Origin of the sequence: Candidatus Devosia phytovorans (assembly GCA_029202405.1) — a bacterium.
Classification (GTDB): domain Bacteria; phylum Pseudomonadota; class Alphaproteobacteria; order Rhizobiales; family Devosiaceae; genus Devosia; species Devosia phytovorans.
Genome location: CP119312.1, coordinates 4,230,519 through 4,246,723, shown reverse-complemented (window position 1 = coordinate 4,246,723; position 16,205 = coordinate 4,230,519). Strand labels below are relative to the sequence as shown.

16 protein-coding genes and 1 riboswitch are annotated in these 16,205 nt (G+C 60.1%); of the genes, 11 read left to right on the top strand and 5 right to left on the bottom strand.

Annotated elements, in window-relative coordinates:
• Positions 1 to 3 precede the first annotated feature (3 nt).
• The 3 genes from P0Y65_20965 to P0Y65_20955 all read right to left on the bottom strand — a co-directional run bounded on the left by P0Y65_20965 (position 4) and on the right by P0Y65_20955 (position 3,633).
• Positions 4 to 909, bottom strand: coding sequence for an ABC transporter permease (locus P0Y65_20965; GenBank protein WEK04615.1), 906 nt, complete (start codon positions 907 to 909; stop codon positions 4 to 6).
• A complete protein-coding gene (locus P0Y65_20960) occupies positions 893 to 1,924 on the bottom strand; it encodes an ABC transporter permease (protein WEK04614.1) in 1,032 nt (343 codons plus the stop codon). Before P0Y65_20960 ends, P0Y65_20965 begins: the two co-directional genes overlap by 17 nt.
• A 74-nt stretch (positions 1,925 to 1,998) precedes the next feature.
• On the bottom strand, positions 1,999 to 3,633 hold the full coding sequence (locus tag P0Y65_20955) for an ABC transporter substrate-binding protein (protein ID WEK04613.1): 1,635 nt from the start codon (positions 3,631 to 3,633) through the stop codon (positions 1,999 to 2,001).
• 269 nt (positions 3,634 to 3,902) lie between these two features.
• Positions 3,903 to 4,014, top strand: a riboswitch (TPP riboswitch).
• Between P0Y65_20955 and P0Y65_20950 the strand changes: the two genes are divergently transcribed.
• The 9 genes from P0Y65_20950 to P0Y65_20910 all read left to right on the top strand — a co-directional run bounded on the left by P0Y65_20950 (position 4,005) and on the right by P0Y65_20910 (position 12,280).
• Positions 4,005 to 4,613, top strand: coding sequence for a YkoF family thiamine/hydroxymethylpyrimidine-binding protein (locus tag P0Y65_20950; GenBank protein ID WEK04612.1), 609 nt, complete (start codon positions 4,005 to 4,007; stop codon positions 4,611 to 4,613). Its footprint overlaps the riboswitch before it by 10 nt.
• A 15-nt stretch (positions 4,614 to 4,628) precedes the next feature.
• Positions 4,629 to 5,426: an ABC transporter permease gene (locus P0Y65_20945; protein WEK04611.1), complete on the top strand. Its 798-nt coding sequence runs from the start codon at positions 4,629 to 4,631 to the stop codon at positions 5,424 to 5,426.
• Positions 5,423 to 6,172: an ABC transporter ATP-binding protein gene (locus P0Y65_20940; protein ID WEK04610.1), complete on the top strand. Its 750-nt coding sequence runs from the start codon at positions 5,423 to 5,425 to the stop codon at positions 6,170 to 6,172. The genes P0Y65_20945 and P0Y65_20940 overlap by 4 nt, the downstream gene beginning before the upstream one ends.
• 3 nt (positions 6,173 to 6,175) lie before the next feature.
• Positions 6,176 to 7,183, top strand: coding sequence for an ABC transporter substrate-binding protein (locus P0Y65_20935; GenBank protein WEK04609.1), 1,008 nt, complete (start codon positions 6,176 to 6,178; stop codon positions 7,181 to 7,183).
• A gap of 14 nt (positions 7,184 to 7,197) precedes the next feature.
• Positions 7,198 to 8,508 (top strand): LLM class flavin-dependent oxidoreductase, encoded by a 1,311-nt coding sequence (locus P0Y65_20930; protein ID WEK04608.1) that lies wholly within the window; start codon positions 7,198 to 7,200, stop codon positions 8,506 to 8,508.
• Positions 8,509 to 8,792: 284 nt separating this feature from the next.
• Positions 8,793 to 9,164: a hypothetical protein gene (locus P0Y65_20925; protein WEK04607.1), complete on the top strand. Its 372-nt coding sequence runs from the start codon at positions 8,793 to 8,795 to the stop codon at positions 9,162 to 9,164.
• A 163-nt stretch (positions 9,165 to 9,327) separates the two neighbouring features.
• Positions 9,328 to 10,311 (top strand): glutaminase A, encoded by a 984-nt coding sequence (gene glsA / locus P0Y65_20920; GenBank protein ID WEK04606.1) that lies wholly within the window; start codon positions 9,328 to 9,330, stop codon positions 10,309 to 10,311.
• Between the two features lie 328 nt (positions 10,312 to 10,639).
• Complete coding sequence (locus tag P0Y65_20915) at positions 10,640 to 11,722, top strand: AI-2E family transporter (protein ID WEK04605.1); 1,083 nt, start codon at positions 10,640 to 10,642, stop codon at positions 11,720 to 11,722.
• A gap of 264 nt (positions 11,723 to 11,986) precedes the next feature.
• Positions 11,987 to 12,280 carry a hypothetical protein gene (locus P0Y65_20910; protein ID WEK04604.1) on the top strand — a complete coding sequence of 98 codons (294 nt, stop codon included), beginning with the start codon at positions 11,987 to 11,989 and terminating at the stop codon, positions 12,278 to 12,280.
• 259 nt (positions 12,281 to 12,539) lie between these two features.
• On the opposite strand, the gene P0Y65_20905 is transcribed toward P0Y65_20910, so the two are convergent.
• Complete coding sequence (locus tag P0Y65_20905; protein ID WEK04603.1) at positions 12,540 to 13,133, bottom strand: hypothetical protein; 594 nt, start codon at positions 13,131 to 13,133, stop codon at positions 12,540 to 12,542.
• Positions 13,134 to 13,523: 390 nt separating this feature from the next.
• Positions 13,524 to 13,994 carry a hypothetical protein gene (locus P0Y65_20900; GenBank protein WEK04602.1) on the bottom strand — a complete coding sequence of 157 codons (471 nt, stop codon included), beginning with the start codon at positions 13,992 to 13,994 and terminating at the stop codon, positions 13,524 to 13,526.
• Positions 13,995 to 14,173: 179 nt separating this feature from the next.
• Between P0Y65_20900 and P0Y65_20895 the strand changes: the two genes are divergently transcribed.
• Both P0Y65_20895 and P0Y65_20890 read left to right on the top strand, forming a co-directional pair.
• Positions 14,174 to 15,412, top strand: coding sequence for a toll/interleukin-1 receptor domain-containing protein (locus P0Y65_20895; protein ID WEK04601.1), 1,239 nt, complete (start codon positions 14,174 to 14,176; stop codon positions 15,410 to 15,412).
• Positions 15,413 to 15,453: 41 nt separating this feature from the next.
• On the top strand, positions 15,454 to 16,152 hold the full coding sequence (locus tag P0Y65_20890) for a hypothetical protein (protein WEK04600.1): 699 nt from the start codon (positions 15,454 to 15,456) through the stop codon (positions 16,150 to 16,152).
• Positions 16,153 to 16,205: the final 53 nt, after the last annotated feature.

Below are 16,205 nucleotides of genomic sequence, written 5' to 3'. Positions count from 1 at the left end.
GGCTCAGCCCTCCGCCCGACGGGGATCGAGACGGCTTTCGAGGCAGTCGCCGACAAGATTAAGGCTGAAGATCGTGGCAGCGAGGACGAGACCCGGCCCGATGCTCATCCACCAGGCGCCCTGTATGAGATAGTTCGTGCCTTCAGCGACCATAACGCCAAGGTCGGGCGTGGGCGGACGAATACCGACGCCGAGGAAGGACAGCGCCGCAACATTGCCGACGGCTGCTGCAAGATTAAGGCTGCCATGGACGACGATCGGTGAGAGCGTATTCGGCATCAGGTGCCGGAAAAGAATGCTGGCTTCGCTCGCCCCCGAGCAACGCGCCGCATCGATATATTCGAGCGTCTTGCGGCTCAGCGCCTCACCTCGAATGACGCGGGCATAGGTCGGGATATTGATCAGCACCGTGACGATAATGATGCTCTCGACGCCCGGCCCCATGACGAGGATCAGCACCATGGCGATCAGCAGCAGCGGAAAGGATTGGACGATATCGACAAGCCGCATGACTAGTTCGTCGAACCAGCCACCGACATAGCCGCAGACGAGGCCCAGGAAGGAGCCGACGAAGATCGCGCCCGTAACCCCAAGCCCGGCGACGATGAAATCGATGCGCAGCGAGGTGACGGTGCGCGAAAACACATCACGTCCGAAGTGGTCCGTGCCAAGCCAGTTTTCGCCCGAGGGCGGCAGCAGCGTCTTGGGCGTCGTCAGCAGCGGATCATGCGTGACCAGCAGTGGCCCGATGATGGCGACTACAAGCAGCAGGGCGAGCAGCGTCGCGCCGAAAAAGCCGAGCGCATCGCCGCCGAAGATGCCGTGATAGATGCGGCGCCACAGCGAGAGTTTTGGGGCGCTCTGCACTTTGGGAAGGGGCAGGTTCATCGGCTCACTGTGCATATTCATTGCGGATCCGGGGGTCGATGAAGGCGTAGGAAATGTCGACGAGAAGATTGGCCATAGCTACGCTCGAAGCGATGAGGAGGATGCAGGTCGAAACCGGCGCCATGTCGCTGGTGGTGATGGCGGTAACCGCGTAACGGCCAAGTCCTGGCCAGGCGAACACCGTCTCGACGATCGCCGCCCCCGCCAGCACATTGGCAAGGATGAAGCCCATGGTCGTGACGATCGGGATCATCGCGCCGCGAAACGCATCGCCGAGGATTAATTGCCGGGATTTGAGCCCCAGCGCCCGCCCGAAGGTGATGTAGTCTTCCTTGAGCGAGTCACTCATCGCCGCGCGGGTGATGCGGGCAATGGGTGAAACCACGCCAAGCCCCAGCACGAAGGCGGGTAACAGCAACTGGCGGAACGCCGCCCACGCCACGTCCCACCGTCCGGCCAGCATGGCGTCCACGGTGTAAAAGCCCGTGATCCCGACCGGCGCAGTAAACATGGGCGACAATCGCCCGATCGGCGACGGCACGACACGCAGTTGGAAGTAGAGCCAGAAAATCAGGGTGACCCCCAGCCAGAAGGCGGGAATTGACTGCGCTAGAAGGTTGCTGACCCGCATCACCTGGTCGATCCAGCTGCCGCGATAGACCGCGCCCAGAATGCCCATGGGCAGACCCACGAGAACCCCGAAGACAATGCCGAAAACCGCCAGCTCCAGCGTCGCCGGGATGCGCATGGCAAGGTCCTGCCCGACCGTATTGCCGGTGCCGAAGGACTTGCCGAAATCCCCCCGAAAAACCGATTCCATATAGCGCGCATATTGAACGATGAGCGGCTGATCGAGCCCCATCTGGGCCCGCATCTCGGCCCGCTGCGCGTCGGTGATATCGGGATAGCGGCTGGTGACGGGGTCGGAGGGCAAAAGGTAGGACATGGAAAAGGCGATGGCCGAGACGCCGACAAGCACGACGAGGCTGATGAGCACGCGCCGGAGGATGTAGATCGTCAGGGGAGGAATACGCATCGCCAGTCTCCGTGCATAAGGGAGGAGTTTCCGCACCGAATGGAGGTTCTGTGCGGCGGGGTCGCAGGGAGAAATCAGGCGCAGGGGCGCAGCCAGGAGAAGGCGATGGTGCCCCACGGGAATTTGTTGACGTTGCAGACATTGCTGGCGACAGCAGCGTTCCAGTTCACCTGGAACAGTGGGGCCGCCAGGTATTCGCCGTTGAGGATGTCGAGCACTTCGTCCTGCAGGACCATGTAGTCGGCCTCGTCTTCCTGCGGGATCAGCAGGGCCTCGAGCACATCCTTGTCCAGCGTCGCGTTGGAATACTGGATGTGGTTGGTGGCGCTATCGGTGCGATACATCCAATAGGTCCAGTACATGAAGTCGTTCCACCAAGGACCCATCGAGTGGATGGATACCTTCAGGTCGCGCTTGCCCCAGGCGAGGTCATCGAACGCATTCTGGGTGAGCGGCTTGATCTGCATGTCGAGACCGATTTCGCGCAGCGCATCCTGAATGATCACGCCCGCCGCCATATTGGTGGATCCATTGACCACCGGCACCTCGAAGCCCGGCACATTGCCGGCATAGGTGCTCTCGGAGACGAGTGCCTTGGCCCCCTCGATATCGGTGGTAAAGAGCGGATCGGCGACATAGCCGGGTGTGTTGACGCCGACAAGGTTTTGCACCGGCGTACAGAAACCGCGGCAAACCTCGGACACCAGGCGCTCATAGGGGATGGCCTTGATCACGGCTTCGCGGATTTTCGGATCGTCGAATGGCGCCACCTCCGGCTTCCAGCGCAAGACGGCGACGTCCTGCTGCGAGGGCACCGAGAAGACCTTGGCATTGGGCGAATTCTGCAGCACCGAATATTCGTTCGGCGTCAGGAAGCCGATCTGCGCTTCGCCGCTTTCTAGCAGCAGCATGCGGGTCTGCGCATCAGGCACCACTCGGAACATCACCTCGGAATAATAGGGCTTCGCATCGCCCCAATAATCCTTGTTGGCCACGGCAATGATATATTCCCCGCTCTGCTGGTCGCCCAGCATATATGGACCGGAGCCCATGGCATTGGTCTTGATCCAGTCGACGCACCATTCATCCGCCGCCGAACGCCCGGCCTCGCAGGCAGCTCTCGACATGACGGTCAGGGACATCGAAGCAAAGTTGCGCAGCGAATAGCGGCCGAGCCCATCAGGATAGGTGATTTTCAGCGTCTGCGGATCGACCACCTCCATCTGGTCGATAGCGAAAATGCCGCCGGTCTCGATCTGCGTCGTGCCCCAGCCCATGCGCCCGACAAGCGCCCGCTCGATCGACCAGTAGACGTCCTCAGCCGTCACCGCCGAGCCATCCCAGAATTTTGCCGCCGGGTTGAGATGGAAGGTGAGCGTCTTGTTGTCGTCCGAGAGTTCCCAGCTTGTCGCGAGCCGCGGCACGATCTTTGTCTGGTCGGCAATCCCGGTCGCCGGATCGATCTCGTAGGTCACGAGCGTATCGAACATCTCCATCGCCAGTTGGCCGACGAAGGCCGAGGTGTTCTGGGGATCGAGCGTCGAGGGATATTCATTGTGGAGATAAATCAGCCGCGGACCGGCGCCGACCTCTTCGGCGGTCAGTGGGGCCGGCGCAAAAGCGGTCTGCGCCATAGCCGTGCCGCCCAGCGTCGACACCATCAGAAACGCCATCACTGGCGATAGAAAAAGCGAGTGTTGCATTGCCATCCTTCCATCCTCTGAGGAGCCGAGCCAGACGGGTCGGTCTTTCATCGATAGCTGGATCGTCGCGGGAACCGTGCCTCCTGAACAGTTCAACTTCGGCGCAATTGCCGATACGTTGGTATCGAAGTTCACCTTCCGGTCTGAGAAGCGCGCCATTCCGGTCGCTGCGCACACCGGAGCTACACCCAAAAGCCGACGTGCCCGCGCCAAGCCATGCGCGCACCTCCCGTATAGGCAGGCTTGCATTCGACGACCGGCTGCGACTATGGTGCGCCTATCCACAGGGGTGCTCCGTAGGTCGGGGCTGAGATGAGGGCGCAAAGCCTTCGGACCCTATAGCTGATCTGGGTAATACCAGCGGAGCGAGGCGGGCCATGTTTTCGGGCGCACAGATTTCTCTTTATCCCATGACCGACGATTTCGTCGGCGTCATCACGAGCGCCCTTGTCGCGCTCGATCCCTATCGGGACCGGTTGCGCATCGAGACCGATGATATTTCAACGCTCTTGGTCGGCCCGCCCGAAGAGCTGTTCCCGGTCCTGCGCGATCTGTTCAGCGCGGCGGCCCTAAACGGTAAGCATTGCGTCCTCTCGGCGACCATTTCGCGCGGCTGCCCCGGCGAGCCCGACGATGCCATCTGCAATTCGCCCCATTTCGACGGCCCGGTCGCGCCATTGGCCGAACGGCAGGCCGCGGCGCTATCCGCCGTGCGCAACGCGCCGGATATGGGCGTGTTTTCAGTCGCCCAGCTGTCGCTCTACGTGCTGGGCGAAGGCAACCATATGGAGGAGATCTATGGTTGCATCGACTTCCTCAAGCAGTCGGGCACGTTCGAAAAGTCCAAGCATCTCGCCACCAAGCTCAATGGCGATACCGGCGCCCTCTTTGCCACGGTCGAGCAGGCCTTCTGCCGCTTCGGCCCGCCGCAAGGCCATGTCACGATCGATCTGACGGTTTCGGCCAACAGCCCCAGCGCGCGCTGAACGGAAGGCCGATTCATGTCGAACGTCTCCGCCTTGCCGCGCATGCTCGCGCGCTTTTTCCGCCATGCCGGCCCCGCCGTCGCTTCACTCTCCGCACTGATCTTTGGCTGGGAAGCCTATGTGCAGCTTTCGGGCATTTCGCCCACCGCCTTGCCCGCCCCGTCGCGCATCATCATGCAAGGGTTCGAGCAGCGTGAGGCCCTGGCCCGCCATAGCCTCGCAACGCTTCAGGCCACCACATTCGGCTTTGCCTCGTCGCTCATGGCCGCCTTTCTCTTCTCGATCCTCATCGATTTTTTCCGACCGCTCCGCCGCGCGCTGTTTCCCGTTTTCATCATCACCCAGACCCTGCCGCTGGTTGCCATAGCGCCATTGATCGTCTTGTGGTTCGGTTTCGGGCTGACGCCCAAAATCGTCCTGGTGGCGCTCGTTACCTTCTTCCCCATGCTCGTTGCCCTGGCGCAGGGTTACCAAGCCACCGACCGCAATATCTCGGCTCTGCTTGCCTCGATGGGAGCCTCGCCCTGGCGCATTTTCGTCATGGCCCGGCTGCCCTCGGCCTTGCCCTATTTCTTTGCCGGTCTACGCATTTCCATCACCTATGCCGTGGTAGGCGCCATCTTTGCCGAATATGCCGGCGCCGCCCGGGGCCTTGGAATCTACATCCTCAATGCCAAAAACAACTTCCGCCCCGATCTCGTGCTGGCGGCGGTTTTCGTCAGCGCCACACTGACGCTTCTGCTGTTCGGTGCCACCGTGCTGCTGCAACGCACCGCCATGCCATGGGCTCGGCTGACGGAGACCCGACCATGATCCCGGCGCGTCTTGACCTCAAAAACCTGCGCAAGAGCTTTGGGCCCACCGATGTCCTTGCCGATATCAGCCTCAGCGTTCAGCCAGGCGAATTTGTCTCCATCCTCGGACCTTCCGGCGCCGGCAAGTCCACTATTCTGCAATTGCTCACCGGCGCCACCAGGCCCGGTTCTGGCCAAGTGCTCTTCGATGGACGGCCACTTTCCCCAACCCAGGACCGCTTTGCCTTCATGCCGCAGGGTGATGCCCTCATGCCCTGGCGCCGCATCATCGACAACACCACGCTTGGCTTGGAAATTCAGGGCCTCAGCCGCCCACTAGCCCGCGCCAGGGTCGCTCCACTGTTTGCCGAATTTGGTCTTACCGGTTTCGAGCAACACTATCCCGCCCAGCTTTCCGGCGGGATGCGCCAGCGCGCCGCCTTGCTCCGCACCGTGGTCCAGCAGCGCCCCATGCTCCTGCTCGATGAACCCTTCGGGGCGCTTGATGCGCTGACCCGCGCCCAGATGCAGCGCTGGCTCGCCAATATGTGGACCCGCCACCGCTGGACGGTCCTCCTCATTACCCACGACGTGCGCGAGGCCGTGCTCCTCTCCGACCGCATCTATGTGCTGTCGGCCCGCCCAGCCCGCGTTGTCCGCGAATTTTCCGTTCCGCTCGATCATTCCAGCAGGGGCATCGGATCACCCGCCCGTGCCGCCATTGAAGCCGAAATCTTGCAGACCCTGCTCAATCCGGAGGACTAAACCATGCCCCTTTTCCGCCTGATCCCGACTATCGGCCTTGCGGCCAGTCTGGTCATAACACCGGCTTTTGCCCAACCTGTTCCCGTCACCATTGCCCTCGACTGGACGCCCAATACCAATCACATCGGCCTCTATGTGGCGGACGCCAAGGGGTTCTATGACGAGGCCGGTCTCGCTGTCGAAATCCTAGCCTATACCGATACTTCCGCGGGTACGCTGGTCGCCAATCATGTCGCCGATTTTGGAATTCTCGGCTCAATCGGGCTTTTCACCCAACGCACGGCCGGCGCCGATCTCGTCGCCACCTATGCCCTGGTCCAGACCGAAACCGGGCGCCTCGTATTCAATGCCGACCGGCAAGACATCGGGACGCCCAGCGATCTCGACGGCAAGACCTATGGCGGCTTCGGCAGCGCCTGGGAAACGGCGCTCATCGACACGATCATTCGCCACGATGGCGGCACCGGGGAATTCGAAACCGTCACACTTGGCACCTCGGCCTATGAGGCCCTCGCCAATAGTGCCGTCGATTTCACCCTCGAGGTCTATACCTGGGAAGGCGTCAAGGCAGAGCGCGACGGCCCGGCGCAGCGCGCATTCCGTTATGCCGATTTCGGCGTGCCCGACCAGCACACCAATTTCATCGGCACCAGCAGCGCCTATCTTGCCGACAATGCCGAAACGGCCAAGGCCTTCATCAGCGCCAGCCAGCGCGGCTATGACTATGCCGTCGCCCACCCCGACGAAGCCACCGACATTCTAGTCGCCGCCAATGCCGACGTCCTGCTCGACCGCGATTTCGTCCGCGCCTCGCTTCAAGCCCTTATCGACGGCCACTATCTCAAGGCCGAAAGCGGCGCCATCGGCACGATTGAACCCGCCAAGATGGACGCCATCGGCACCTTCCTCTTCGAGGCCGGAATCCTCAAGGACGGCAATGGCGCGCCTATTGCGACCAAGCCCGATTTTCGCACCTACTATTCCAACGACTATCTCGGCACCACGCGATGAGCAAAAGCCGGCGCATGGGACTCAATGCCGTCATCTTCGGGCTGGGCAGCCATGAGGCCGGCTGGCGCATGCCCGAGAGCAATGCACTCGCCTCCACGGATCTGGACTATTGGATCGATACGGCGCGTCGCGCCGAGAATGGTGGCTTCGATGCCCTGTTCCTGGGCGACGTGCTGGCCCTACAGCAAAGCGCCGACCGACACCTGTCCGACGCGATGGACCCTGTCGTCATCCTCTCGGCCCTAGCATCAGTCACCAGCCGCATCGGGCTCATCGGCACCGCCTCGACCAGCTTTGATCACCCGTTTCACCTCGCCCGGCGCTTTGCCTCACTTGATCACATCAGCAAGGGCCGGGCAGGCTGGAATATCGTCACCTCGTCCAATCCGCTTGAGGCCTATAACTTCGGGCTCGATGCCATGCCCAATCATGCCGAGCGCTACGCCCGCGCCGCCGACGTCACCGAAGCGGTAATTGCCCTCTGGGAGTCGTGGCAAACAGATGCCCGCATCGCTGACAAACAATCAGGCCGCTATCTCGATCTCGCCAAGGTGCAGCCCATCAACCACGATGGCCCCTTCGTGCGTAGCCGCGGGCCGCTCAACGTGCCGCGCTCACCGCAGTGCCGGCCGATCCTGGCGCAAGCCGGTGCTTCCGAGGCAGGACGGGATTTTGCCGCCCGCTATGCCGACATGGTTTTCACCGTGCAGTCCGACCTTGCTGACGCGCAAGCTTTCTACAAGGACATGAAGGCACGGGCCGACCGGCATGGCCGCGCGCCCGAGAGCCTTTTGATCTATCCCGGCATTGTGCCCATCGCCGCCCCCACAAGGCAGCAGGCAGAGGACAGACTGGCGCAGATGAACAGTTTCATGGTCATCGAGCACGTGCTGGCCAAGCTCTCCGAATTCCTGGGCGCCGACCTCTCGCAGGCCGATCTCGACGCTCCACTACCCGACGGCGTCGGCGCCAATGCCACGCAAAGCCAGTCTAGCCAAAGCCGCGTCGCCGTTCTGGTCAATATTGCCCGCCGCGAAGGCTTGAGCTTGCGGCAACTGCTGATGCGTCTTGCAAGTGGGAGGGGGCATATGCTCGCCGTTGGTACGGGTGACGATATTGCCCACACTATGCAGCTCTGGTTCGAAAGTGGCGCAGCCGACGGTTTCAACGTCATGGCTCCCGTCATGCCTGCCGACCTGAAGAGCTTTGTCGATCTGGTCATCCCAGCGCTCGTTGCCAAGGCACTGTTCGCTGTAGATCATCGGTCTACTCTTCGCCTGCGACTTGGCTTGTGCGAAGCCCTGAGTTTGGCTGGATCGTTTTGAGCTCAGCAATGCGCCCCGCTCCGGTCGCTTTACGGACCTTCCCTCATTCCCGAAAGCGGACATCACGGTTAAATGGGAGAGACAGCAACCGTCACGCCAGGGCCAAGCGTGCTGAAGCACTCACGACCGGAACAGGTCCATCTACACAGCGTTGCGATCACCTAATCTACATTTCAACGGCCGCGATCCGCGGCACTCACCCAGCGCCGACTATTGCGACATTTTGCCCGGCAACCGCATGCGATGCCTGGGGCGTGTCCTCCCATAGCAAACGGAGACTTAGAATGAAAAAAGCAACTTTCCCACTTCTTACCGTCGTCGCTCTTTTTGTCGCGGCACCCGCAGTGGCACAGGCTCAGGCCCCGTGGGTCGAGCTAGAGGACAATGCGCAGGTAGCTGCATTCAACAGCACGGTTGACCAGATAGAGGACTGGGATCTTTACGACGCAGCAGGCACCAAGATTGGTGAAATCGAAGCCGTGCTGGGAACCGACGCGACCACCGCGACCGCCCTGGTTGTCGATTTCGAACAGGCCGCTGGTTACGTTGATGGCGATGTGATCGTTCCGATCGATCAGTTTACCTGGGAAGCCAATCGACTGTCGTTGGCAATCGAGCCTACCGCCGCGCAGCAGCTCGAGCTCTGGAACGACTAGCCCTAACACGGCACAAAGCCAATGAACCCGCGCTCAGGCGCGGGTTCACTATTAGGTGCTTGTGCTTAAAGCGCGTTGGAGGGGCGGAAAGCATCGATAATTATCCTTCCGACTCTGCCACTCAAGTCCCCGCTGCACGTTGACCCGAAAACGGGGGTTCTGAGTGAAAGAACATCTGCATAGCGTTGTTGAGCTACAGGCAATCCTTGATGAGACGGTCGTCGAAGTAAAAGACCGCGCTGAGCAAATCTATGTCAACGCGAAAGAGGCGGCGGACGAGCACGACAAACCGGCTCCTCGAAAAGTGGACTTCGCTAAATTCGGGTTGTCGGTATTTACCCGCGACGGCGGTCTCATCCAGTCTGGTGACGCATCTACCGCTTTTCCGATCCAGTCCATTTCTAAGGTATTCGCGCTGGAAGTGGCGCTGCAAAGACACGGTGACAAGCTCTGGAGGAGAGTTGGCCGGGAGCCTTCGGGGGACGCGTTCAATTCCATTATTGATCTCGAGCGCTTCAAAGGGGTGCCGCGAAACCCCTTCATCAATGCTGGCGCACTAGTCGTAGTCGACTCGCTGCTCGATGCTGAAGGGGAAGATGCAAACGGTTCGGTGATGAGTTTCGTAAAACAGCAGCTGGACGACGAAGCCGCTACTTTCGACACCGACGTCCTGGAAAGTGATCGCTCGAGCGGCGATCTCAATCGGTCCTTGCTGTTTATGGCGAAACATCATGACAATCTGCGCCATAAGGTCAATGACGTGATGGAAGCCTATGTGCATCAGTGCGCCATTTCCGTCGATTGCGCCGGGCTGGCCAAAGCAGGACGCTTTCTGATGCACGAGGGTCCGGGTGCCAGATCAGACCGAGGATTTCACGCATCTCGGCGCGCCAGACGCATTCTTTCAATCATGATGACCTGCGGTATGTACGACGGCTCCGGAGACTTCGCCTTTCGGGTAGGCCTGCCAGCAAAATCGGGTGTCGGAGGCGGCATCCTCGCGGTCGTGCCACACACTGCATCCATCGCTGCTTGGTCTCCTGCGCTGGACCCATTTGGAAATAGCTGGCTTGGTGTTCTAGGGCTGGAGTATCTAACTAACCGCACCGATTGGTCGGTTTTTGGAAACATACGGAGCAAATCCTAGTTGTAAGTTTGACCGTTCAAACATCGACGCTTGCCCACCTGCTCAGCATCTCCTGACGGAATTAACGCCGGGCCATGTCGACATCCAGAGCGAGTGCTGGCGCAGTAGATAAGGAAGAATATGCAGGCAACTATGCGCCCCCTTCCGGCCGTTCGACCGACCATTCCACGTTTCCCAAAAGCTGCCTTCGGCGCGACAAAACGAGCGAAAGTGTCGTGTGGATTGGTGAATGTGGCAGGTTCTCGCAGGGCAGACACAACCTAACTAAGGTACTCTGCGTTCGGTCGATGGACATTTGCAGTCCATTGCATGACCGAGGGCGACACGTTTGACTAGACAGAGCATTCAAAACTTCACCTTTCTGGCGCTGGTCGTGGCGATTACGGCGGCGTTCGCCTTGCTTCTGCTGCCGTACTTCAGCGCCATTCTGTGGGCTGTCATCCTCGCAATCCTGTTCAACCCCCTGCAACGGCGCCTGACTGTGATGTTTCGCGGGCAACGCAGTCTGGCCGCTGTTGCCAGTGTGCTGGTCTGCATTTGCGTCGTACTCATTCCAGCGATCTTGATCATCACCTCAATATCGGTCGAAGCCGCCTCGCTCTACCGGCAGGTGCGCGACAGCGACTACACCTTGGCCGATGCTCTGGCCCAGCTTCAAAACATGTTGCCGGATTTCGCCAATAACGCTCTGGCGGGCATGAACCTGAGCAATCTGGAAGAAATCCAGGAAAGCATCGTGTCAGCGCTCTCGACGGCCAGCCAGACAATAGCCAGCGGTGCACTCGGTGTTGGCCAGTCGACGCTGCAATTCGTCATCGGTCTGGCGATCATGCTGTATCTGCTGTTTTTCCTGTTCCGCGACGGCAAGCCGCTCACCGGAATGATCCGCAATGCCATTCCGCTCGACCGGCATCGCACGGACGAAATCGCCGCAAAATTCGTCTCGGTCGTAAAGGCAACCGTCCGGGGCAACATGCTCATTGCCGTCATTCAGGGCGGGCTTGGCGGATTGACATTCTGGGCACTTGGCATTGACGCGCCGCTCCTATGGGGCGTTGTCATGGCCGTGCTGTCGCTCCTGCCGGCGGTTGGTGCAATACTCGTCTGGGCGCCGTTTTCCGTCTACCTCGGCCTCAATGGGGAAATGACCAAGGCCATCATTCTGGCACTGGTCGGCGCCTTGGTCATCAGCATGATCGACAACCTTCTGCGGCCACTGCTGGTTGGCCGAGAGACCAGAATGCCTGACTATGTGGTGTTGATCTCCACGCTGGGCGGTCTATCCCTGTTCGGTGTGAACGGCTTCGTACTGGGCCCGCTGGTGGCTGCCTTGTTCATCGCTGTCTGGTCGCAGTTCACTAACGACCGCCTCAATATCCCCGACCAGGAAAACGGGCCGGCCAGTCGCTAGTGAGCGGCCAATAGCCCAAGCGTGCCTCTGGCAGCCGCAGATGCCAGGGATTCCAGAGCCCTGACCCCAATTGAATTTTCTCCTCGCTGGCGTTCTTGATGCCGCCATCGGCAACATTCGCATTTTCAGCCGCGGGGCTGCAGCTACCCTTGCATGGATTGTGGGGCGAAGGGGAGTTGGCTGGCGAGACAATGGATCGCACCTAGATCGGGGAACGGTGCTTCGGTAGTTGCATTCGCCTTCATACACCCAAGGAGAAGAGCAATGGCCAGCAACAGAAAGAACGAAGAGCGGTATCTGGACAATGGAGAGCGAGAGATGGTGTCCGAGGCGCGGCACCCAGCTCTTTCGGGCATGTCTGCGGACGATTTGAGAGCACTGGCTAAACGGCTGCGCGAGCGCAGAGACCGGGCGCAGAACCTGGATCGAAGGCACGTTCGTGCCGCGCGGGGCACCGAAGCTGGCGCCACTGAGGCCGGCAACCGCTACAAAACAGCCCTGTTGTCAGCGGCCGTAGCTCGCGTGAATAAGGAATTCTCCCGCCGCTCAGAAGCGTAGGGCCAGATATAATTTGGATAGAAGCCGGCCATGCTGGCCGGCTTCTTCATGGAGTGTGGGGCGGTTATTGCGTAAAGTGCATCGCCGGCCGCAAGGAAGCGTAGTGGGAAAGTCCGCCTTCCCGACCGTCTATTCTTCCCCACGCCTCACTCAGATTGCGGGCGACTAAGCGCCCCTTTCCCGCCGTTTGGCTCGCGATTTTGATCTGCCGAAAGCGGACGTTGTCGTTCGACGCACTTGCCCACCAGCTTGGTGGAAATCAGTCTTTGGCGACCGGTCGCCACTGCTGGACCGTGCTCGCAAACTCCCAAAGGCTTTGCTTCTCCGCTATCCATTCCTGCATCTGCTCAACGGTGACGGGATACACGGGTAAGGAGGCTGGCGGCCATTCCTCTGGAAACTTCGTCTTTGTCCTGAGGAATGTCGGATCATCGGCGCATTGGTCAAGCAATCGCTGAATCGCCGGGTATGCGCTGGCCGGGCGAGCGGAGTGTATAGTGACCGAGGCACCTTCTTCAGGGCGTGGAACGTAACGGTAGGCGTGAGACGAGTGGGCTGCATCCATCGCCATTAGTACCTCGGCAACCTCGTGGTTAGTCCGAAGGCCCCTGCTGATCGCCAGAAGCAGGAGGGAATTTAGAGAATGCCGGACATTTTGGTGCTTGAGTTCTTTTTCCGAAACCCCGGCGCGTTCGAGGAAGGCCTTGAGCGCCAACTCCGCGGCCATCGCGAAGAGATGATTTAAGGGCTCCCAGAAAGTATCCGCTGTTGTCGAGTTCTTGTGTAGCACCCTAGCCGCATCGAGGTAGCGGACAGATATTGCCGTGATAACTTTGTGCGCGTTGACTGTCACGGCCGAGCTCGTTCGCGTTGGTGTTCACGCGTTGGCTTGTACTCTACCGAAGAAATGCCCGCTAACTGGAAGTAGGAAGGGCAGTAGATAAATCGAACGACAACGATCAAGCGACTCAATGGAACTCGCCTACGCGCCCCATTTCCGCCCTTCCAGCCAACCGCCACAATTCCCAAAAGCAGCCAATATTATTTGGTTCAGGCGCTGTAGGCCGTGCCCTGACGACCAGGGGCGGACGGTGTCGCTATCGGGGTCTCGGTCCTGACTACGGTCAAGCCAGTGTATGACTGGGGTAACCGTCAGTCTGTGCATGATGATCGACATGAAAAAATGCCGACCTTTCGACACTTGAGCTTCTCCAGAGGCGATCGAACAGCCTGAGAGTTCGTTTCATTTTGTTGGCTGCACCGATGTGTGGTTGGCCGTGGGGGCCAAAGGCGTCGTGGCCGTGCTGATCGCGAACGTCGCAAGAAGAACAAAGGTGGCGCCAAATGGAAGCGCGACCGCCCAACGTCTCGCAAGTGCGAAGGTGGAGGGCACTTCACCCCCGTATGTACGCCAATCCATCGAGAAGGCCGGCAACGGCTTGTCTTGCCGCACAAGGTCATAGAGCCGACGATAGGCATGCTCAACGTGCAAATGGTAAGCGGCCTGCCACCAGAACAGGCAAACCGCGACCAGACCCGCGATCGACAGCCAGATGACCGCGCGACCTCCATCCGGAGAGAGAGCGACGACTGCGGCCCCCACGGTGATGGCCAACGCTTTCATCGTCTGCCCATCCGTTGCCATGCGAGCGATCACGCCTTGGATCATTCCCAGATAAGCAATCTTTGCTTCGAGTGTGCCGTTCTGGTCCACGGTATGTCACCTTGACTGCTGGAAATGTCGTCAGAGAAAGAACATGGTTTACCGCTGCGGGTCAAATCGCCATTGCGATGTGCTTGAGCGGTTTGGACAACACCTTGCGCTTCAGCTACTGCTTTAGAGGATAACAGCGTCCGCGGTGCCACATGCCTTTGCATCAAGACATACAATTCGTGGTACGCACCGAGATTGGCGGCATGAAGCAATGCGAGACCTTCAACGGCCTTGCGATGCCAACCTCCATGCTCATCGAGTTCTGCCACGTAGGATCCGCAGCCGCCGCGCGTTCAATGGAAGCGCTTTCTGTCGCCTTGCTGCGGGAGCTGCGATCGGGTGCCCATGCTACCCAAGTAGTGGCGCCTTGCGGCGGGTGGTGCGACGTGTGTCATGCCTTACTCGAGCACGATTGCCACAAGCTCCTGGTGCTCGTGGGCGATGACTGCACCCCTGCGCCGACGAGCATCGACCCCTTGGCGTTCTGGATTGGGAATGACAATACTTTCTCCATCCTGCCGGTGCTGCCAGAAACGGCGCGGCCGTCATCCAAGAGGCTCCTTCCGTCGCCGCTCGATAAAATCAATGCCGTCTTTTGGAGTGTGCAGGAGGAAGAAGCTCTCCCAGCCGTGCTGCAGGCGGGAGCCATCACGGCCAGTCAGGCGCGGATTTTCATCAGCTACCGGCAAAGCGACACGGCGGCCGCCGCGGTACAGCTCTTCGACGCTTTGTCTCACGATGGGTTCGACGTCTTTCTCGATCATTTCAGGATCGCGCCTGGCGTGGACTTCCAAGCTCGCCTTCTGCAGGAGCTCGGTGACAAGGCGTTGCTTCTTCTCCTCGAATCCTCGAATCTCGCACAGTCGCCGTGGGTGGCACTCGAGATTGCGCAGGCGAGGGCCTGCGGCATTGGCATCATCGCCCTGAATTTCAATGGAGCGCCGCAGGACCCGGGCATCGACCCAGGACTGCGCCGACTATTGCACCGCTCAGAGCTCAGGACGGATTTCACCATTGAAGATGTCCCTCTCCAGACGGTGCGGCAGTTCATTCGTCAGGAGCACGACAGAGCGATCCTCCGTCGTCGCGTCGCACTCGAGCAATCCTTCGAGCAAGCCGTTGCCATGGCCGGCGGTCCCGCTCCGGTCAGGCGAGCCGATGGTTCATACCACTTGCTCGCCCATGGGGTGACCTACGCGACTTGGCTGACGCCTAGACCCCCGGAATTGTCGGACTATCACCGTGCTCATACTGCCAATGCCGCACCCATCCGCAGCGTCATCATCGGATTGTCGCAGTTAATGGAACGGTCACGTCAGCAGCAGCATGACTGGCTGACCGACGTGTGCGACATGGATCTCGTAGACGAGGGGTCGATGGCGGTGGCGACGCGGCGCATGCTTCAAGGGTTGCTGTGAAGATGTCTCAAGGAGCACGGCTTAAGGGTCGCACCGTCTGCGTGACGGCGTCGCCTTCCAGCGAAACAGTTGGCTTCGAGAAATCCAGGCTTGGGCAATGGGGAATCGATCAGGCGGTCGCCGGTCTGGCCCGTGCCGTCCTGGCGGAAAGGGGCGAGGTCGCGGTGCACGGCGGCCCGACGGTCGGGCATCTTGTCGCCATGGTGGCCGGCGAATATCAAGAGCCAAGTTTTGCCGAGCGTGGACTCGAAGCGGTGTCACGACGGCCCAATGTGCGTCTCTATAGACAGATCGAGCTGTCGGAGAGGGAGAGGCAAGACGAGGAGTTCCTCGATCGCATTGGACTGGCGGCCACGCGACGGCAATCCACTGGTACGGCCGCGTTTGACCTTCTGGAGATGGAGGATCCCGTCGCTCTGGTCTGCATTGGAGGAGACAAGCAGAGTATGGCCTTGGCGAAGGCATTCTCAAATCGTTTCCCTGAGCGCCTTTTATTCGCCCTCGCAAGTACCGGTGGGGCGGCTGCCTATCTTCTGAGCGAAGCCTCCGCGTCTGCTCTTGATGCGGAGAGCACGATCTTAGCAGAAGTCAGAGAGCGGGATCGGTCACGCTGGGAGTCCGAGTCCGCGTTGGGCGACAAGCGTCGGCGGATAATCGAAGAGGAAAGTGTGCCCTATCCGATCATCATGCAGGTCATTGTAGACAAGATCGTACATAGCGATAGCGGCGATCTGTACTAGCAGGTCTGACGACGGGTCGCGGTCATGCTACGGTGGACACTAGGCAATTCGTT